Below are 19,282 nucleotides of genomic sequence, written 5' to 3' on the forward strand. Positions count from 1 at the left end.
GTGGACGGCACCGCGACGGTCATCGAGCCTTCCGCGCACAGTTGCAGGAAGCGTTCGATGCGGCCGGAGGTGTGGTCCGGGCCCTGGCCCTCGTGGCCGTGCGGCAGCAGCAGCACGACGTCGGAGAGCTGGCCCCACTTGGCCTCACCGGAGGAGATGAACTCGTCGATGATCGACTGCGCGCCGTTGACGAAGTCACCGAACTGCGCTTCCCACAACACCAGCGCGTTGGGGTTGCCCAGCGAGTAGCCGTATTCGAAACCGACGGCGGCGTATTCGCTCAGCGCCGAGTCGTGCACGGCGAACCAGCCCGGGTTCTCGCTGCCGATGTTGTGCAGCGGGGTGTACTCCTCGGCGGTCTTGCGGTCGATGATCACCGCGTGGCGCTGGGTGAACGTGCCGCGGCGGGAGTCCTGACCGGTCAGGCGCACCGCGCGACCCTCGTCGATCAGCGTGCCGAAGGCGAGCAGCTCCGCGAAGGCCCAGTCGACCTTGCCCTCGTAGGCCATCTCGCGGCGCTTCTCCAGCACCGGCTTGACGCGCGGGTGCACGTTGAAGCCGTCGGGCACGTTGAGGAACGCGTCGCCGATGCGCTGCAGAACCGACTTGTCCACAGCGGTGACGACGGTCGCGGGCACCGGCTGGTCGCCCTCGACCGACTCGCTCGGCCCCGGCGAGTACTTCTCCAGCTCGCGGACCTCGTTGAACACCCGCTCCAGCTGGCCTTGGTAGTCGCGCAGCGCGTCCTCGGCCTCTTTCAGCGAGATGTCGCCGCGGCCGATCAGGCTCTCGGTGTACGCCTTGCGGACCGAGCGCTTGGTGTCGATGACGTCGTACATGTACGGCTGGGTCATCGACGGGTCGTCGCCCTCGTTGTGGCCGCGACGGCGGTAGCAGATCATGTCGATGACGACGTCCTTGCGGAACTTCTGCCGGAAGTCGACCGCCAGGCGGGCCACCCAGTCGCACGCCTCCGGGTCGTCGCCGTTGACGTGGAAGATCGGCGCGCCGATGAACTTCGCGATGTCGGTGGAGTACTCGGTGGAGCGGCTGTTCTCCGGAGCGGTGGTGAAGCCGATCTGGTTGTTCACCACGATGTGGATGGTGCCGCCGACCCGGTAGCCGCGCAGACCCGACAGGTTCAGCGTCTCGGCGACCACGCCCTGACCGGCGAACGCGGCGTCACCGTGCAGCATCAGCGGCACGACCGAGAAGCCCTCCGGGCCGTCGCCCTTGTCCAGCAGGTCCTGCTTGGCACGCGCCAGGCCCTCGAGGACCGGATCGACCGCCTCCAGGTGCGAGGGGTTCGCGGTGAGCGAGACCTCGATCTCGTTGTCGCCGAACATCTGCAGGTAGGTGCCCTGCGCGCCGAGGTGGTACTTCACGTCGCCGGACCCGTGGGTGGCGGCCGGGTTCATGTTGCCCTCGAACTCGGTGAAGATCTTCGAGTAGGGCTTGCCCACGATGTTGGCCAGCACGTTGAGCCTGCCGCGGTGCGGCATGCCGATGATGACCTCGTCGAGGCTGTGCTCGGCGCACTGGTCGATCACCGCGTCCATCATCGGGATGACGGCCTCTGCGCCCTCCAGCGAGAAGCGCTTCTGCCCGACGTACTTGGTCTGCAGGAAGGTCTCGAACGCCTCGGCCGCGTTCAGCCGGTTCAGGATGTACTTCTGCTGCGCGACCGTCGGCTTCGCGTGCTTCTGCTCGACCCGATCCTGGATCCACTGCAACTGCTCGGGCTCGAGGATGTGGGTGTACTCCACACCGACGTGGCGGACGTAGGCGTCGCGCAGGACGGACAGCACGTCGCGCAGCTTCATCTGGTCCTGGCCGTGGAAGCCCGCCACGTTGAACGTGCGGTCCAGGTCCCACAGGGTCAGGCCGTGCTGGGTGACGTCCAGGTCCGGGTGGCTGCGGAACTTGTCCTTCACCAGCCGCAGGGGATCGGTGTCGGCCATCAGGTGGCCGCGGTTGCGGTAGGCGGCGATCATCTCCAGCACGCGGGCGCTCTTGTCGACAGCGCGCTCGCGGATGTCCTTGCGCCAGCGGATCGGCTCGTACGGCACGCCGAGACCGTGGAAGATCTCGTCGTAGAACTCGTCGGCGATCAGCAGCTGGTGGATGGTGCGCAGGAAGTCACCGGACTCCGCGCCCTGGATGATGCGGTGGTCGTAGGTGGAGGTGAGCGTCATCAGCTTGCCGATGCCCAGATCGGCGATGCGCTCGTCGCTCATGCCCTGGAACTCGGCGGGGTACTCCATCGCGCCTGCTCCGATGATCGCGCCCTGGCCGTTCATCAGGCGGGGCACCGAGTGCACGGTGCCGATGGTGCCCGGGTTGGTCAGCGAGATGGTGACGCCGGAGAAGTCCTCCGCGGTGAGCTTGCCGTCGCGGGCGCGGCGGACGATATCCTCGTAGGCGGTGTGGAACTGCCCGAAGGTCATCGCCTCGCAGCCCTTGATGGCCGCGACGACCAGCGATCGGCTGCCGTCCTTGCCGGGCAGGTCGATGGCGAGGCCGAGGTTGGTGTGCGCGGGGGTGACCGAGTTCGGCTTGCCGTCGATCTCGGCGTAGTGCCGGTTCATGTTCGGGAACGCCTTGATCGCCTGCACGATGGCGTACCCGAGCAGGTGGGTGAAGGAGATCTTGCCGCCCCTGGTACGGGCGAGGTGGTTGTTGATGACCAAGCGGTTGTCGATCATTAGCTTGGCCGGGATGGCGCGCACGCTGGTCGCGGTGGGGATGGTCAGCGAGGCGGACATGTTCTTCGCCACCGCGGCGGCGGCGCCGCGCAGCACCTTGGACTCGTCGGCGGCGGTGTCGGCCTGCTTCGGGCCGGAGGTCGGCGCGGCGTTCGAAGTCGGCGCCGGGGTGGTCTGCGGTGTGCGTTTTGTCACAGCGGCGGGCTTGGCGGCGGCCGGTGCGGGCTTAGCAGCGGCCGGTGCGGGCTTGGCAGCGGCCGGTGCGGGTGCTTTCGGGGCCGCGGTGGCGGCGGCAGGCTTGGCGTCGTTGCGCGTGGCGGCGGCAGGCTTGGTGGCCGCCGGAGCCGGTGCGGGAGCGGCAGCCTGCGCGGTCGCGGGGGCGGGCTGGCTGTTGCCGGTGTCGCCACTCGCGTCAGGCGTGTAGTCGGCCAGGAACTCGTGCCAGCTCTCGTCGACCGATGATGGATCTTGTTTGAACTTCTGATACATCTCGTCGACTAGCCACTGGTTCTGTCCGAACTGGGATGTTGAGCTGCTCACAGCAGGTGTTCGCCTCATTTCGTTCTTCGCGCTGCGACGTTTGTGACGTGCCCGGCACGGGGATCAGCGGATTGCGCGCCGATGCGCCCTATCTGAGGATAGGCCCAGCAGCAAATCGGCCGATTCACTGACCGCCCGACACCCCCGACCCTATTGGTGATGACCCGGCGTCACCCGAGAATATTCCCTCCGACGCCTGTGCCACTGCCCAGAGCCGGGCATATGGCCCACCTGCCGCGAGCAGCTCCGTATGCTCGCCGAATTCCACGATCCGCCCATGGTCGACCACCGCGATCCGGTCGGCGCGCGCGGCGGTGCCGAGCCGGTGCGCGACGATCACCGTGGTGCGGTCCCGGCTCAGCGATCTGCTCGCTGCCAGCACCGATGCCTCGGTGTCCGGGTCGAGCGTCGCGGTGGCCTCGTCGAGCAGCAGCAAGTCCGGAGCGACCAGTTCCGCCCGGGCCAGCGCGATCAGCTGCCGCTGCCCGGCCGACAGGCCCCGGCCGCGCTCGCCGACGGGTTGTTTCATGCCGAGCGGAAGGCCCGCGATCATCTCCGTCGCGCCCACCGCCGCAGCCGCCGCGGCGACCTCCTCGGGCGTCGCGAATGGTTTCCCGAATGCAATGTTGCTCGCCACGTCGCCGGTGAACAGGTGAGCTTCCTGGGGGACGATGCCCAGCCGCGAGCGGTAGTCGGCGAGGCGATAGTCGCGCACGTCGACGCCGTCGACCCTGATCGCGCCGGGAGCGTGTCCTTCGGCTGCCGCGGCGGGCACTCGCGTGCGCTCCTCGGAATCCGGGCGCACGTCGTACAGCCGCGCGAGCAACTTGACGACGGTCGACTTGCCCGCGCCGGTCGGGCCGACGAGAGCAAGGCTGGAACCCGCCGGAATGCGCAGCGAGACACCGTCCAGCGCGGGAACGCGGCTGCCCGGGTAGTGGAAGCGGACATCGTCGAACGCCACGTCACCCCGCAGCGCGGGTCCGATGGTCACCGGGTCGGCCGGGTCGGCGGCGATCGAGGAGGGGGTGCGCAGCAGGTCACCGATCCGGCGCAGCCCGACCCTGGCCTGCTGGTAATTGTCGAAGACCTGGGACAACTGCAGGATCGGCACGAACAGCAGCTCCAGATACAGCACGAACGCGACCAGCGTGCCCGCGCTGGTCGCACCGGTGGCGACCTCGCGCGCACCGAAGAACACCACCGCCGCCAGCGCCACGTCCGCCCATCCGACGACGAACGCGAAGTACAGCGCGATCGCCCGCTGCGCCCGCAACCGGCTGTTGCGGTAGCGCTGCGAGTACTCGGCGAAGCGGCGGGCGGCGCGCGGCTCGTGCCGGTTCGCCTGCACCGCGCGCAAGCCCGTGACGTTCTCCTGGAAGTCGGCGTTGACCGCCGACACGTGCTCGCGCGACACGGTGTAGGCGGCGGAGGACACCCGCCGGAACAGCACCGTCGCGATCGCGAGGGCGGGCACCGTCGCCAGCACGACCAGAGCCAGCGATACGTCGATGACCAGCAGCGCGACCGTGATGCCGACCAGCGTCAGCAGCCCGACCAGGCTGGTGGCCACGCCGGTCTGCAGGAAGGTCGACAGCGCGTCGACGTCGGTGGTCATCCGCGTCATGATCCGCCCGGACAGTTCGCGCTCGTAGTAGTCCAGGCCGAGTCGTTGCAGGTGTGCGAAGCTGCGCACCCGCAGGGCGAACAGCACGCGTTCCCCGGTGCGCGCGGTGAGCAACGTGGTGGCCGCGCCGACCGCCAACCCCGCCCCGGCCAATACCGCGCCGAGCAGTGTCGCTCGGACGAGTGCTCCGGCGTCCTCGCCGAGCACGCCGCCGTCGATCGCGTAGCGCACCAGCGGCGGGAACGCGATGGCGATCGCCGCGTCCACGGCCAGCAGCGCCATCACGGTCAGCACCAGCCCGCGGACGGGGCGCAGCAGGCGGGTGAGCCGGAAACCCGGATCCGGCTCGCGAATGCGTTCGCTGTCCGTGTCCGGCTGCTCGGTGGCAGGCGGCAGCCGCTCGATGGTCCGGCGCAGCTCGGGCGTCTCGCTGATGTCGGCCGCCGCCGCCCCGAAGCGACGACCGGCGGATCCGTCGCCGACTCGCCTGCCCGGGGCCGAACTCGCGTTCGGCTCGGGATCGGGTTGCCCGGCGGGCGCGGGTAGCCGGATCACGCGATCGGCGTGGGCGAGCGTCGACTCCCGGTGCGCGAGGATGAGCGTGGTCCGTCCGCCCTGGTCGGGCAGCGCGTCGAAGATCGCCGCCTCGGTCACCGCGTCCACCGCGGAAGTGGCGTCGTCGAGCACCAGAATGCGTGGACGGGCCAGCAGTGTCCTGGCCAGCGCGATCCGCTGACGCTGGCCGCCGGAGAGGGTGAGGCCGCGCTCGCCGACCACCGTGTCGTAGCCGTCGGGTAGCTCGGCGATGAATTCGTCCGCCGCGGCCTGGACGGCCGCCTGCCTGATCTCCTCGTCGGTGGCGTCCGGTCGTCCGAGCGCGATATTGGCCGCGATGGTGTCGGAGAACAGGAACGGATCGTCGAAGACGACGCCGATGGCGGCGCGCACGTCGGCGATGTCGACGGCCTCGCCGATTCGGGTCCCGGCGCGCGAAGTCGGGGCTTTGATCGCGTCGACCGCGCCCGCGTGCGGCGCGGTGGCGTCGGTGAACAGCCGGATACGGCCCGCGTCCGGCGCGTAGAAGCGCGGAAGCAGCAGAGCGAGCGTCGACTTGCCCGAGCCCGCCGGACCGATGACCGCCACCGTCTCGCCGGGCCGCACGCGCAGATCCAGTTCGCGCAGCACCGGCCGATCGGGATCGAAGCCGAAACTCAGCGCATCGATCTCGATGCCGAGCGGGCCGTCCGGCAGCTCGACCGGGCGTTCGGGATCGGCGATGACCGGGGCTGTGTCGATCACTTGGAAGACCCGCTCGGCCGCCGCCCTGGTCAGCTGCGCCATGACGATCACAGAGGAGAGAATGCGCGCGGTGCCGGTCATGACGGCGACGTAGGCGGCGAACGCGACGAAGGTGCCGATGCCGATGCTGCCGTGCAACGCGAGCAGTCCGCCGAGCGCGATGACCGCGACCATCCCGAGCTGCGGGATCGCCGCGACGGTCGGCGCGAACCGCGCGTCGATCCGTGCGGCGCGCATCCGCTCCGCGAACAGCTTGCGACCGTGCCGCTCCAGCAGGTCGACCATCCGCGCTTCCTGGCCGAAGCCTTTGACCACCCGTACCCTGGTGACCGTCTCCTCGACGTGCTGGGCCAGATCGGCGGCGCGCTGCTGCGCGGACCAGGTCGCCGCGTGCAGGCGGGGCCGCATGCGGTAGACCACCAAGCCGACCGCGGGCACCACCAGCAACGCGACGGCGGCCAGCGGCGGGGAGAGCCAGAGCATGACCGCGGCGGCGAGCCCGAATTCCAGCAGCGCCATGCCCGACAGCGGCACCATGGCCAGCAGTCCTTGGACGAGTTGCAGATCGGTGATCGATCGCGACACCACTTGGCCGGTGCGCAGGGTGTCCTGACCGACGCCGTCGAGCCGCTGCAGTGCGCCGAGCAGCCGCACCCGCCGGGTGTGCTGCACGTCCAGGGACAGCCGCCCGGCCAGCCAGCGCCGTCCGAATCCGGCCCCGGACCGGCTCACGGCCACCACCAGGATCAGCCCGGCGACCACGCTGATCGCCGCCGTGTCACCGATCCCGGCCGCGTCGACGGCCCGCTTGGTCAGCAGCGGCCCCGCTGTCTCGACGATCGCCCCGCCGAGCACCGCGGCGGCGAGGCCGCCCAGCACCGCGCGGTGCGGTAGGCATTCGGCCCACAGCCTCCGTATCCAGCCCGGACTGCATCCCCCGTCCACGTCGTTCGCCCGTCCCCTTCGTCGTACCGTGTTCGTCATCGACGGTACCGACACCGGCCGACAAGTCGTTGTTCCCGGCGGGTCCTCGGATCACAGATCGCGGGTGCGCAGGTTCCACCAGCTCGCGGCGCCCAGGCCGATGGTCCACAGCAGCAGGACCACCACCGCGGCCGGAGTAGGGGCGAGGAAGTCGCTGTCGGGATAGGAACCGACCGCAACGGTGCCGACGGTGGCGGAGACGGGCAGCAGAGTGACCACGCCCGGAATACCGAGACCGCGCGCGACCAGCCAGATCAACGGCTCGGCGACCACACTCCAGCCGAGCAGCAGCGCCGCCGCCTTGGTCGAGGACCGCAACAGGATGCCCGCGCTCGCGCCGATCAACGACCAGCAGACCGCGGCGAGCAGCCCGCCGCCGAGCACCGCGAAGAACTCCCCGGTGACCGGGACCTTGCCGCGCCCCACGCCGAACAGCGCGCCGGCCGACACCAGTTCCACCGCCACCGCCGCGGCCAGCGCGCAGCCTCCGATGACCAGGAACTTCGCGGCGGCGAGCCGGTCGCGGTCAGGGCTGAACAGCGTGGCCACGGCCATGCTGCGGTACTGGTACTCCGCGCCGGTCGCCAGCGCGCCGAAGACCGCCGCCGCCAGCACGACGAAGGCGAGGCCGAAGTAGAGCCCGATCGTCGCGGCGCCGGTGGCGGGCTGGCCGCGCGGATCCGGCGGCCCGGCCAGGCTCGCCGACGCGGCGCTCGCCAGCAACGCCACCAGGAGCGGCGCTGCGGCGAGCGTCCGGCCGCGCGGCATGGTGACGACCTTGCGCACCTCGGAGTTGACGTTCGGCACCAGGTCCGTGGGCAGGATGGCGATCATCGTGGGATCCCGTAGGGCGTCGGCGAGGGTGGCTGGGCGGGCGGGGCGAGGCCCGGGTAGTGCGGCGCGGGCGCGGCGGTGGGCCTGGTCAGCGACGCGAGCACGCGGTCGGGGTGGATCGGGTCGGGCACGATGCTATCGATCCGCACCTGCGCCGCGGTGGCCGCCGTCCTGATCTGCGCTTCGCTCGCCTCGGCGACGGCGAGGCGGCCGTCCGGCCGGATCACCGCGTCCGTGAATCCTTGTGCCGCAAGCATGGTGGCCAGCGCGATGGGAGTGGACGCGGCGACGACCAGCCGGTCCGGATGCCCGCGCCGCAAGCGCGCCGGAGTGCCCTGATACACCACCGCGCCCTCGCTCAGCACGACCAGTTGGTCCGCGGCGGGTAGCACCGCGCCGAGACTCTCGCTGGTCAGCAGGACACTGCCGCCGCGCCGGGCGTGCTTGCGCAGGAAGTCGTGCAGCCAGCCGCGTTCGGCGGGGTCGAGTCCATCCATCGGCTCGTCCAGCACCAGCAGCGGGGGGTCACCGAGCAACGCGGTGGCCAGGGCCAGCCTGGTCTGCTGCCCGATCGACAGGGCGCCGATCTTCGTCCCGGCGTGTTCGTCCAGTCCGACCAGCTCGAGCACTTCGGTCACCCGGCTGTCGACGACGTTCGCCGCGGCCGCGTAGATCCACAGGTGTTCGCGCGCGGTGCGGGCCGGATGCAGTCCGCGTGCCGCGAGGACGCCGCCGATCACGCTCGCGGAGCCCGCGGTGTTTCCCCGGGAACCGGGCCCGCCGACGGACGCCGTCCCCGAGGTGGGAGCGAGCAGGCCGAGCAGCACCCGCAGGATGGTGGTCTTGCCCGCGCCGCGCGGGCCCACCAGTGCGGCGATGGTGCCGGAGGGCACGGTGAAGCTCACGTCCGTCACGGCGGTCGCCAGCTCGTACTGCTTGGTCAGCCCCCGGACCGCGAACGCGATCGGCCGCGTCCCGCTCATCGCGGAGTGGCCGGAGGTCGCGGCTTCGCCGGGTCGATCGCGGTGAGCGGGTCGGCCTCGATGACCAAATGACGGTCGACCGGCCAGGTGGTGGGCGGCGGCCCGAATGCCTTGCGCGCGTTGGTGATCGTGGCCTTGCCGAGGGCGCGGTTGCCCGCGCCGCCGATCACCGCGCCGATGCCGGCGGGCAGTACCTTGCCCGCCATCAGCGCGGCGCGCTTGGTGATGAAGCGGATGATGAACCGCTTCAGCAGCGAATCGTTCATGCTCGACAATCCGGGGATGCGATTGGCGAAGGCCGAGCCCCAGTTCTTCGCGGAGGTGCCGACGCTCTTCTGCACGATCTGCATGCCGCTCTCACCCAGCACGACCGCCAGCACGAGCGCCCTGCGTTGCTCCTGGTCTTCCGGCGTGATGCCGTGCACCGAGGCCACCGCGAGGGTGAACACCGCTGACGCCTCCATGAAGAAGGTGGTCTCCGCGCTCACCGCGGCGATGGCCGCGACGGTGCCGACGCCGGGGAAGGCGGCGGTCGCGCCGACCGCGCTGCCGCTGCCGGTCACCGCGAGCAGGTACTGCTTCTCCAGTCGGTCAATGATCTGTGCTGGGCTCTCACCAGGGTGGGAGCGGCGAATACGGTCCACATACTTGGCGACCGCGGGGGCCTGCAGGCGGGACCCGGTGTCGAGCAGTTCGACCACCGTCTTCTCGAACGCGCCTTTGAGCATCGGCGGCATCCTCCTCTTCCGGTCTGCTGGGTAGAACTGTATGGCACCGGTTGCCGTCAGCTCGTCATGACAACGAAGTACCCAGCCGCATCGGTTCCACCGGCGGCTGTCTCGCTTTCGACCCGGGCGGGTGCGTCCTTACGCGGAAGTGTGTATCGCGGGCACGCGTTCGCCCGATGCCGGAGGGGGCGGCGGGGTTCCGTCGCCGAACGGCCTGCCGCCGAGAGCCTCTCGGCCGTGCGGGGTCAGCCAGTTCGCCAGGTCGGGGCCCTTGGGGATGATCCCGGTCGGATTGATATCCCGGTGCACCACGTAGTAATGCGTCTTGATCTGCCCGAAGTCGATCGTGTCGCCGAAGCCCGGGGTCTGGAACAGGTCGCGCGTGTACGCCCACAGCACCGGCATCTCGGCGAGCTTGGACCGGTTGCACTTGAAGTGCCCGTGGTAGACCGCGTCGAAGCGGGCCAGCGTGGTGAACAGCCGGACGTCGGCCTCGGTGATCGTGTCACCGACCAGATAACGTTGTGCGGCAAGGCGTTCGGAGAGCCAGTCCAGCCGGGCGAAGAGCCGGTCGTAGGCGGCGTCGTAGGCGTCCTGCGCACCGGCGAACCCGCAGCGGTAGACGCCGTTGTTGACGTCGCGGAACACGGCGAGGTTCACCTCGTCGATCTCCGCGCGCAGCGGCTCCGGATACAGCTGCGGCGCGCCGGGCCGGTGGTACGCGGTCCACTCGGTGGAGAAGTCGAGGGTGATCTGCGCGTAGTCGTTGGTGACCACCTGGCCGGTCGGCACGTCCACGATGGCGGGCACCGTGATGCCACGCGGGTAGTCCGGGAACCTGGCCAGGTAGGCGTCGCGCAGCCGCGGGATGCCGAGCACCGGATCGACACCACCGGGATCCAGATCGAAGGTCCAGCTCAGCTCGTCGTGCGTGGGTCCGCACAAGCCGAGCGAGAGCACCGGCTCGAGTCCGAGCAGGCGGCGCACGATCAGCGTTCGATTGGCCCACGGGCAGGCGCGCGCCGCGACGAGCCGGTAGCGCCCCGGCTCGACCGGGTAACCGTCGCGGCCGTCGGCCGTGATCCGGGTGGTGATGTAGTTCGTGTCGCGTTTGAACTCGCCGGGCTCGACGTAGGAACCGGTTTTGCTGGCCGACTTGGTCACATCGACAGTCTTCCAGATCGATTTCGTACGCTGACCGGATGAGTGAAACGAAGGCCACCCGGCTGGAACGAGACGTCACCGACGGCGGAGCGGAGGTGGCGACCCTCACGCTCGCCCATCCGCCGCTCAACCTCTTCGACCGGTCGATGCTGGACGCGCTGGTCGAGGACATCGCCGAACTGTCGGCGCGGCCGCCGCGCGCGGTGCTGCTGCGCGCCGAGGGCAAGGTGGTCTCCGGCGGCGTCGACGTGCATGTTTTCGACGGCCTGACGCCCGAGCAGGGCGCCGAGTTGTGGCGCACCCTGTTCGCGCAGATCATCCATCCGCTGGAGGCGCTGCCGTGCCCGGTGGTGTTCGCCGCGCACGGGTTGACCCTGACCGCCGCCTTCGAGATCGCCCTCGCCTGCGACATCCTGCTCGCGGCGCCGAAGGCGAAGTTCGGACTGGTGGAGATCGTGGTCGGGCTGACCCCCTCGATGGGCGGCCCGCAGCGTCTCGCCGAGCGCGCGGGCTCGGGACGGGCCCGCGAGTTCGTGATGACCGGCGACCTCTACGACGCGGCGACCATGGCCCAGTGGGGCGTGGTCAACGCCGTGCACGAAGACCTCGACACCGCGGCGCGAGCACTGACCCACCGGCTGGCCGATGGCCCGACGAAGGCCAACGCGGCGACCAAGAAGATCATCGAGGCCTGGCGTTCCGGCGGTGTGGCACATGCGGATTCGGTGACGCCGGAGGTGTCCGGCGAGCTGTTCGGCACCGAGGATCTGCAGGGCGGTGTGCGCAGTTTCCTCGAGCAGGGTCCGGGGAAGGCGCGCTACGCGGGCCGGTGACAGCTAGGACACGTTCATCGCCTATTCCAGCAAAGTTGTGACATGCGTCATATAGTCGCAGTGCCTGATAACTCGAGGCACGCGGAGGACGAATGTCGCAGTTGCTCGTCGAATATCCCCTCACCGGCCCGCACGTCTGGGACAACCCGCTAGCTCGGGGCGCCGACGGGGTGCTGCGCTACGGAAACCTCACACCCGCGCTCACCGAACTACTCGATCTTCAGGTGCACGCGTTCGGGAGCCGCGAAGCCGTAGTGGAGGTCGGCGGCCCGCGCCTGACCTACCGGGAGCTGTGGCACTCCGCTTCCCGCATCGCGGGCGGCTTGCAGGAGCACGGCATCGGATACGGGGACCGGGTCGCCGTCCACATGCCCACCGGCGCTCGATGGGTGCAGGCATTCCTCGGAGCCCTGCTCAGCGGAGCGGTACCGGTACTGGTGCACGACGGGCTCCCGGAGTCGGTGGCCGAGCGCGTGATCGCTGACAGCCGTGCCGATTTCGTTCTCGGCGACAAGGGCGCCGACACCGAGCTGCCCGACGGCGCCGCCTACATCGATGACGGCGCGGCACTGGGCGACCTGGCGCTGCTGTGCTACACGAGCGGAACCTGCACGCCCAAGGGCGTGGAACTGACCAACGAGAACCTGCTGTCGGCCGTGCGCTCGGTGGTCGCGGCGCTGGACCTGCCGACCGACGGCCTGCGCAACCTGGTGCTGTTGCCGTTGGCGCACGCGGGCGGCTGTGTCGATCAGCTGTTGCCGACCTTCGCCGTCGGCGGCACCGTGGTGCTCACCCGGGACAACCGCGGCATGGTCGAAGCCATCACCGCCGAGCGCGTCGACATGGTCTCCGCGACGCCGCGGATCTTCGCGGGCCTGCTGCCCCGGCTCGCGGAACTGCGCTCCGACGGATTGCGCACCGAGGGCATCGCGCGGATCAGCAAAGCCGGTCATCGCGCCGCGTCTCCGGCCGCCCTCGCGGCCGAACTGCGCGGCGTGTTCCCCGCCGCCAGGCAGTGGTCGGTGTGGGGCGCGACCGAAACCAGCGGCATCGGCCTCGCGGTGGACGACGCCGAGCGGACGGACTCGTCCGAAACCGCCGCGGTACTCGGTTTTCCTTTCGGCGGAACGGAATTGGCGCTGTGGGGTCCGCGGGCAACGGCGGGACACGGCGAACTGCTGTGCCGCGGGCCCAACGTCACCCCGCGCTACTGGGACGACCCGACCACGACCGCGGCGCGGTTCACCGGAACCTGGTTCCACACCGGCGATCAGGTGACGATCGATGAAGACGGCTTGGTGCGCAGAGAACCGGTGCCCGTCGAGTGACCCTGTCTCACTCCAGCATTCGCTCGCGCAGCCGCCCGAGCAGGTCGGGCGTCAGTCCGATCGTCGCGAGATAGCCGTCCAGGCCGCCGTGCAACTCGCGCATCGAGGCGGTGGCGATGTCCAGGTATTCCTCCCGCACGCCGAGCAGGTCGATGGAGAGTTCCTCGCCGGCCAGCAGCTTCGTCGTCATGAGGGCGCGCAGCGCCGGGACGGCTCCGTTGCTGAGCAGGTAGTCGGCCTGCACGTCGGTCTCGATGACGCCGACCGCGCGCAGCAGCGTCGCGACGGCCCACCCGGTGCGATCCTTGCCCGCCGCGCAGTGCACCAGCACGGCGCCGTCGCCGCGCAGGACGGACTCGGCGAGGGAAGCGATGGCGGCGTGCGCCTCGGGAAGTGCCGGGAACATCCGGTAGACCTCGAGCATGTGCGTGTAGGCGGTCCGCGCGGTCGCCTCGTGCGGCGGCGCCTCGGCCATGCGCGAGTCGAACGGAGTGATGCTCAGCCGGATGTCCGCGGGCAGCCGGTCGGCGCCGATGTGGTCGATCTCGCGCTGTCCGCGCAGGTCGTGGACGGCGCTGACGCCCAGGTCCCGCAGCGCGGCGTGGCCCGCCTCGTCCAGTCCGCTCAGTTGCGCCGAGCGCAGCAGCACGCCGGGACGGACCTTGGCGCCGTCGTCGGTGCGCAGCCCGCCGGTGTCGCGGAAATTGAACGTGCCGGAGAGGAAATACTGATCGGCGGGGGGCGAGAGAGTCACCGATCCAGGCTATCCGCAGCGCGGAACGAACGGGTGTCGGTAGTGGATCGAACCCCCTCACGATAAGCTGACCGTTTTGGGAGGTTTCATTGTGGGATTCGCCACAGGATTTGGGTTGCCCGGTACCAGGACCGTACCGTTGTCAACGGTCTGCTGAGTGGTCGAGCGCCGCCGAGATCCACCGTCATAGCGCGATTTCCGGGTGACACGGCCCGATCGCATACCGGTCCCGGTTGGGTAACAAAACATTCTTTCAGTCTGAAATTACCCATCGAACCCGTTCTCAAACCCCGAAAACGCTCTACCATTGGTGAATGTTGGACCGGGCAGCCAGGTGTTTCCTTGATGTTGCCCGCCCTGTTCAGCGAGTCGCGCCGACGCAGGTGCGTAGGTTTTTCGCCGAGAGGGAGTCGTCGTTGAGCGTACGTGGAGAAGTGATAACAGAAATCCGGCTGCGACCCGCCGTCATCGAGGCGGTCGAAGCGGCGGCGGCCACGATCGATTACAAAGGCCTCCGCGCGCTGCGCGTGCTGCTGCACGCGGGAGTCAGCGCCTACTGGCCGCTGGTCAAGGCCACACCGGAAAAGCAGATCAGGTCGTATGAGATGACCCTGCAGGCGCTGCGCGCCCGCTGGGCGGTCAAGGCCGACTGCTTCCCCGCGCCGATCGCCACGGAGTTCTACCAAGAGAAGGACGCGGAAGTCACCGCGTTCCTGGAGATGTGTGCCGAGTTGTCCGGAACGCAGTGGCTGGAGCCGGTGGAGGCGATCGCCTGCAATGTCGTGTCGATCGTGCAGGGCACGGTGCTGCGCTGGCTGGCCGACTGCAACGACGAGACCATGCTGGTGGTGCTGGACGAGATGGTCAGCGGGCTGGCCGCCAAGGCCGCGGAACTCTGACAGATACTGGACGTTTGACCAACTTGGTGGTTGAGTTGTCCGGGTGACCGAGACGTCGCCGATCGCGGGGCTGCATGCGGCCACCGCCGAACTCGACCCGCCGCTGGCCGCCCTCGACCTGTCCACCCTGCGCGCGAACGCCGCCGACCTGGTGCGGCGAGCCGGTGGCACGCCGGTGCGGGTCGCCAGCAAATCCGTGCGCTGCCGCGCCGTGCTCGCCGAAGTCCTCGGCGCCGATCTCACCGCGGCGGGCGGCTTCGCGGGCATCATGTCCTATTCCTTGCGCGAGGCGCTCTGGCTCGTGCGCCACGGGGCGCGCGATGTCCTGCTCGGCTATCCGAGCGTGGACCGCGCCGCGCTGGCCGAACTGGCGGCCGACGACATCGCGCTGCGCTCCATCACGCTGATGATCGACGACGCCGCGCAACTCGACCTGATCCGCGCCGCCGTCGGCTCCGACCGGGTGCGGCCACGTGTCTGCCTCGACGTGGACGCCTCCCTGCGGATCGGCCCGCTGCACCTGGGTGTGCGGCGTTCTCCCATTCGCACACCGCAGCAAGCGGCCACGCTTGCGGGCGAGGCCCGGCGGCGGGGCTTCGACGTGGTGGGCGTGATGACGTACGAGGCGCAGATCGCGGGGCTCCCGGACACCAATGTCGCGGTGCGCCTGGTGAAGCGGGCATCCGCGGCGGAGATCCGCAAGCGCAGGGCCGAGGTGCTCGCCGCGGTCCGGTCGGTGACCGGCGAACTCGAGATCGTCAACAGCGGCGGCAGCGGATCCATCGAGGTCAGCGCCGCCGATCCGGACGTCACCGAGGTGACCGCCGGGTCCGGGCTGTACGTGCCGACGTTGTTCGACGGCTACCGGTCCTTCACGCCGAGACCGTCGCTGTATTTCGCGATGCCCGTGCTACGGCGTCCCGCCACCGACATCGCCACCGTCTTCGCGGGCGGGTACATCGCCTCCGGCCCCGCAGGGCGGTCGCGGGTGCCCAAACCGGTGTGGCCGCGCGGGTTGAAGTTGATCGGCGCCGAGGGCGCGGGCGAAGTGCAGACCCCGCTGTCCGGCGCCGCGGAACTGCGGATCGGCGACCGGGTGTGGTTCCGGCACGCGAAGGCCGGTGAACTGTGCGAGCGGTTCGGCACCGTGCATCTGGTCGATGAGGACGGCTCCCGCGTCAGCGCGCCGACCTATCGAGGCGAGGGCGCCTGCTTCGGCTGACCCGCGCCGGTCAGCCGCAGGAACGCGCCCAGATCGGCGAGTTCGTCGGGGTTCGCGGGCAGGTATTCGGTGAGCAGCGGTGAGCGGATGACGATCGCCTTCCACATGGCTCGGCACAGCACGTGGATCAGCCCGCGCGACAGCAGCGACGGCATGCCGTAGGGAGCGTCGGCGGGGGAGGAGGTGGTCATGGACAGCAGCACCACCGCCGCCTCCCGGCCGCGGAAGCGATCCGGCGTGCCAACCAGGACGTCCTCGATCTTCGCGCGGGCCAGCAGCGTCCGGATGCGTCCCACCTGAGCGGCGTACGGAGCGACCACGAAGATGTCGTGGGGATGCAGCCTGCGCGTGGTCGCGCCGCTGGTCCAGGACATGCCGAGCAGCGCGCGGACCCGGCGCACCACCTCGCGCGCTTCCGCGGGCGACTCGGTGGCGTTGCCGTAGTGGTCCACCAGGACGGTGTCCACCCCGGGGTCCTCGCCGTGCAGTTTCCGGGCCAGGGTGACCGTCTCGTTGGCGCGCAGGCGGCCGTCGTAGTACAGGCGGGAGACGGGTTCGCACACCGCCGGGTGCATCCGCCAGGTGCGGTCCAGGAAGTAGCCGCGTTCGGTGGGCAAGGTCTGGCGTCCGTCGGCCAGCCAGCCGAGCACCGATTCGCCGACCGGGGCCGGATGGGCGCCGCGCGCGGTCGGCGCCACCGGGTCACCGAGCAGCAACAGATTGCGCGCGCACTCCGCGACGGCCACCGTCTCGGCCAGCGGGAAGCGGCCCGCGTCGGCGATCACGAGCAGGTCGAGGCCCGCGCGGGGCACCAGATCCTCGTTCGCGAAATCGGCCGGTTCGCCGCCGAGGACGCAGCCGCTGATCGCGTTGTCCAGGAATCGCGGGTAGCGTGCGGCGTCGATCACCACCCACTCCGGTGCGACGGTCGCCGCGTCCTTCTTGGCGACCAGCTCCGGCAGCACACCCGCCCGCACCACCGCGTCGAGCAGGTTCTCCACGGTGGCCGGCGTTTGCGCGAGGATGCCGATCCGCCACTTGTTCCGAGTGATCAGCCGCTCCAGCACCCGGGCCGCGGTCGCGATCTTCCCGGTGCCCGACGGACCCTGCACCGCGACGTAGGAGTGATCCACAGCGCACAGCGCGGCGGTGATCGCCGCGGCGTAGTCGCCGTGCACCTCGGGCAACCGGGCGTCGCCGTGCAGCCGGGGCGGGCGGCGCGCGAGGATGTCGAACACGGCCGTACGCGGCGTGTCCGGCAAGGTCATCAGCAATTGCTGCGCCGCGAGTTCGATCGCCAGTTCGGCGTTCTCATCCCAGTCCGGCAGGCCCGGCGCGATCGCGGAAGGCAGTTCGTCGTAGGGTTCGCAGCCCTCCGGCAGCGATTCCTCCAGCCGGACGGTGTCGTCGAATTCGGCGTCCACCGAGCAGCCGAGCACCGTCGCGGTAGCGGTGGCCCGCTGCCCCGCATCGGTCACCATGCCGGCCGGCATCGGTTGATCGTAGAAGGTGTAGACGGCGGTACCCGGGGTGAGCGCGCTCGGGCCGGGGGCGCCGCTGGAACCGGTGCCGATCCGTCCGGTCAGGGTGAGATAGCGCCGCATCCCCGGGCGGTCGGGGCGGCGATGCCACTTGGTGTCGACGGTGCCCCAGTCGGCGACCAGCACTCCCGGGGCTTGCGCCCATTCCTCCACCGGATGACTGAGCCGGTCGGCGTGCGCCCACCACAGCGGCTGCCGCTCGCGCCGGTGATAGCCGAGCGTCGCGGCCATCAACGCGGCCGGATGCAACGGATCGCCCTGCGCGGCGGCGTATTCCGCGAGCGCGGCCTCCAGCGACGACGGCCGGGACGACGGCGGTGCGGGCTCGCCGGCAACCGCTGAGGTGGACCGCGCGTCCGGAGTCCAGGTCCGGGTGGCGATGCGTTGCTCGGCCGCGCGATCGAGCAGCCAGTCACGCAACCGCAGCACCGTGTGGCAATCGTGTTCCGCGGCAGCCGAATCGGTCGCACCGGGAAGCAATCGGCGCAGGCCGCCGAGCCGGTAGGAGGACTCGCCGATGAGCAGCGCGCCGCGGAGGATCGGATACAGATCGACCAGAACGCCTTCACGCAGCAGTTCGTCTACCAGTTCCTCGTTGACCCCGTGCCGTCCGGTGCAGCGCAGCAGTGCCGTCCGCACCGCCGCGGAGTAGTGGTAGACGTGCAGGTCCGGATCGATCCGGCGGCGCTGGGTCAGGTAATCGAGCACCTGCTCGAGCACGCGGCGTTCGGCGGCCGCGGCGCGGCCGGGCTCGCTCGAACCGCTCGGTCCGCGCAACGAGAGGTGCACCGTGTCCGGGCCGCCGACCTCGACGACGAGCGGAGTCCGTTCGCCGCCCGAGACGGTGAGCGAGAGATCGCCGGGGGAGGGCGCGGGCAGTGCCCCGAGCACGGTCGCGTCGAGCACGGCGTAGGTCGGCTCGCCCGAGATTTCGCGGCGCAGCTGGATTTCCGCCTGGCGGCGCAGCGCGGAAACGGTGCGCGGCGGCACGCCGGGCACCGAACTCTCGGTGGTGGCCAGCCGATCGATGGTGTTCACCCCCGCTTCGCGCAGCCGGGCGCGGGCGGCGGGCGGCATGCCGGCCACGAGCAGCAGGTCGCGCGCGGCGGAGAGGGCATCGACGCAGGTGCGGCAGCGGCCGCAGGCGAGATAACGGGGATCGCCCCACTGCACGGGCAGCAGTTCGCCGAGCTTCTCGTCCACGATGCGCTCCACCCGGCTCCTGCGCGCCCGATACAGCGGAAGCAGCTCGCTCAGCGCTCCGGCGCTGCTCTCCGTGCCGAGATGCAGCCGGACCAGCGGCGCGGTGAGCGCGCCCGAATGGTCGAGCGCCTCGGCGCAGGCGGCCAGTTCGAGCGCGGCGGCCACCCGATCGGCGGTCGTGGACGCGATGCCGTGCACGGTGTAGCGGACCCGATGTTCGGCTCGCACCAGAAAGTCGGCGGAGCAATGGAATCGGCCGTCGAAGAAGGTCGCGCCGTGCACCACGTGCGCGCCGGAGCGCAGGGCGGCGACCGTGTCGGCGTGCGCGGCGATCAGCGCCGCGACATGGCGGCCGGATTCGCCCGGTTCGTCCGGGGGGCGGTCGATCTCGACCACCGCGCCGCCGAACCGCGCGCGGTAGTCGTCGAGCAGGCGTCGACGGACGTCATCGGTTCCCCGCGCGGGCTCGTACCCCGATGCGGCGCTGCCGGGGTCGGCCGGGATGGTGCCGAGTTCGGCGTCGAGGGCGCGCAGCAGGGCGAACTCGCAGTACGCCGCGCGGACGAGATCGACGGCGGTGCAGACGACACGATCACCGAACACGAACAAACGCGGCCCTCCTGTGTCTTCGCGGGACA

General features: G+C 70.3%; 12 protein-coding genes. 4 read left to right on the forward strand and 8 right to left on the reverse strand.

The window, feature by feature from the left end; translation table 11 throughout:
* From ACWEO7_RS08360 to ACWEO7_RS08385, 6 genes are all read right to left on the reverse strand, one after another.
* Positions 1–3,263 (reverse strand): multifunctional oxoglutarate decarboxylase/oxoglutarate dehydrogenase thiamine pyrophosphate-binding subunit/dihydrolipoyllysine-residue succinyltransferase subunit (locus tag ACWEO7_RS08360; RefSeq protein WP_452421883.1); only part of this gene is annotated, 3,263 nt, incomplete at its 3' end.
* A 106-nt stretch (positions 3,264–3,369) separates the two neighbouring features.
* Positions 3,370–7,155: an ABC transporter ATP-binding protein gene (locus tag ACWEO7_RS08365; RefSeq protein ID WP_452421885.1), complete on the reverse strand. Its 3,786-nt coding sequence runs from the start codon at positions 7,153–7,155 to the stop codon at positions 3,370–3,372.
* 51 nt (positions 7,156–7,206) lie between these two features.
* The gene (locus tag ACWEO7_RS08370; protein WP_452421887.1) at positions 7,207–7,989 is read right to left on the reverse strand and encodes an ABC transporter permease; all 783 of its coding nucleotides are present in this window, start codon (positions 7,987–7,989) and stop codon (positions 7,207–7,209) included.
* Positions 7,986–8,972, reverse strand: coding sequence for an ABC transporter ATP-binding protein (locus ACWEO7_RS08375; protein ID WP_452421889.1), 987 nt, complete (start codon positions 8,970–8,972; stop codon positions 7,986–7,988). The genes ACWEO7_RS08370 and ACWEO7_RS08375 overlap by 4 nt, the downstream gene beginning before the upstream one ends.
* The gene (locus ACWEO7_RS08380) at positions 8,969–9,700 is read right to left on the reverse strand and encodes a hypothetical protein (protein WP_450021131.1); all 732 of its coding nucleotides are present in this window, start codon (positions 9,698–9,700) and stop codon (positions 8,969–8,971) included. The genes ACWEO7_RS08375 and ACWEO7_RS08380 overlap by 4 nt, the downstream gene beginning before the upstream one ends.
* 138 nt (positions 9,701–9,838) lie before the next feature.
* The gene (locus ACWEO7_RS08385) at positions 9,839–10,864 is read right to left on the reverse strand and encodes a glutathione S-transferase family protein (RefSeq protein WP_450021133.1); all 1,026 of its coding nucleotides are present in this window, start codon (positions 10,862–10,864) and stop codon (positions 9,839–9,841) included.
* A 38-nt stretch (positions 10,865–10,902) separates the two neighbouring features.
* On the opposite strand from ACWEO7_RS08385, the gene ACWEO7_RS08390 reads away from it, so the two are divergent.
* Positions 10,903–11,697, forward strand: a complete 795-nt coding sequence (locus ACWEO7_RS08390) for an enoyl-CoA hydratase/isomerase family protein (RefSeq protein ID WP_452421891.1) — start codon at positions 10,903–10,905, stop codon at positions 11,695–11,697.
* Between the two features lie 92 nt (positions 11,698–11,789).
* Positions 11,790–13,025 (forward strand): class I adenylate-forming enzyme family protein, encoded by a 1,236-nt coding sequence (locus tag ACWEO7_RS08395; protein WP_452421893.1) that lies wholly within the window; start codon positions 11,790–11,792, stop codon positions 13,023–13,025.
* Between the two features lie 7 nt (positions 13,026–13,032).
* Here the strand turns inward: ACWEO7_RS08395 and ACWEO7_RS08400 are convergent, their stop codons facing one another.
* A complete protein-coding gene (locus tag ACWEO7_RS08400; protein ID WP_452421895.1) occupies positions 13,033–13,779 on the reverse strand; it encodes a tyrosine-protein phosphatase in 747 nt (248 codons plus the stop codon).
* A 416-nt stretch (positions 13,780–14,195) separates the two neighbouring features.
* Between ACWEO7_RS08400 and ACWEO7_RS08405 the strand changes: the two genes are divergently transcribed.
* The gene (locus tag ACWEO7_RS08405; protein WP_452421897.1) at positions 14,196–14,678 is read left to right on the forward strand and encodes a TetR family transcriptional regulator; all 483 of its coding nucleotides are present in this window, start codon (positions 14,196–14,198) and stop codon (positions 14,676–14,678) included.
* A 43-nt stretch (positions 14,679–14,721) separates the two neighbouring features.
* Positions 14,722–15,900, forward strand: coding sequence for an amino acid deaminase/aldolase (locus ACWEO7_RS08410; RefSeq protein ID WP_452421899.1), 1,179 nt, complete (start codon positions 14,722–14,724; stop codon positions 15,898–15,900).
* On the opposite strand, the gene ACWEO7_RS08415 is transcribed toward ACWEO7_RS08410, so the two are convergent.
* Complete coding sequence (locus tag ACWEO7_RS08415) at positions 15,870–19,247, reverse strand: AAA domain-containing protein (RefSeq protein WP_452421901.1); 3,378 nt, start codon at positions 19,245–19,247, stop codon at positions 15,870–15,872. The genes ACWEO7_RS08410 and ACWEO7_RS08415 overlap by 31 nt on opposite strands.
* Positions 19,248–19,282 lie beyond the last annotated feature (35 nt).

This window comes from Nocardia sp. NPDC004260 (genome assembly GCF_053603155.1).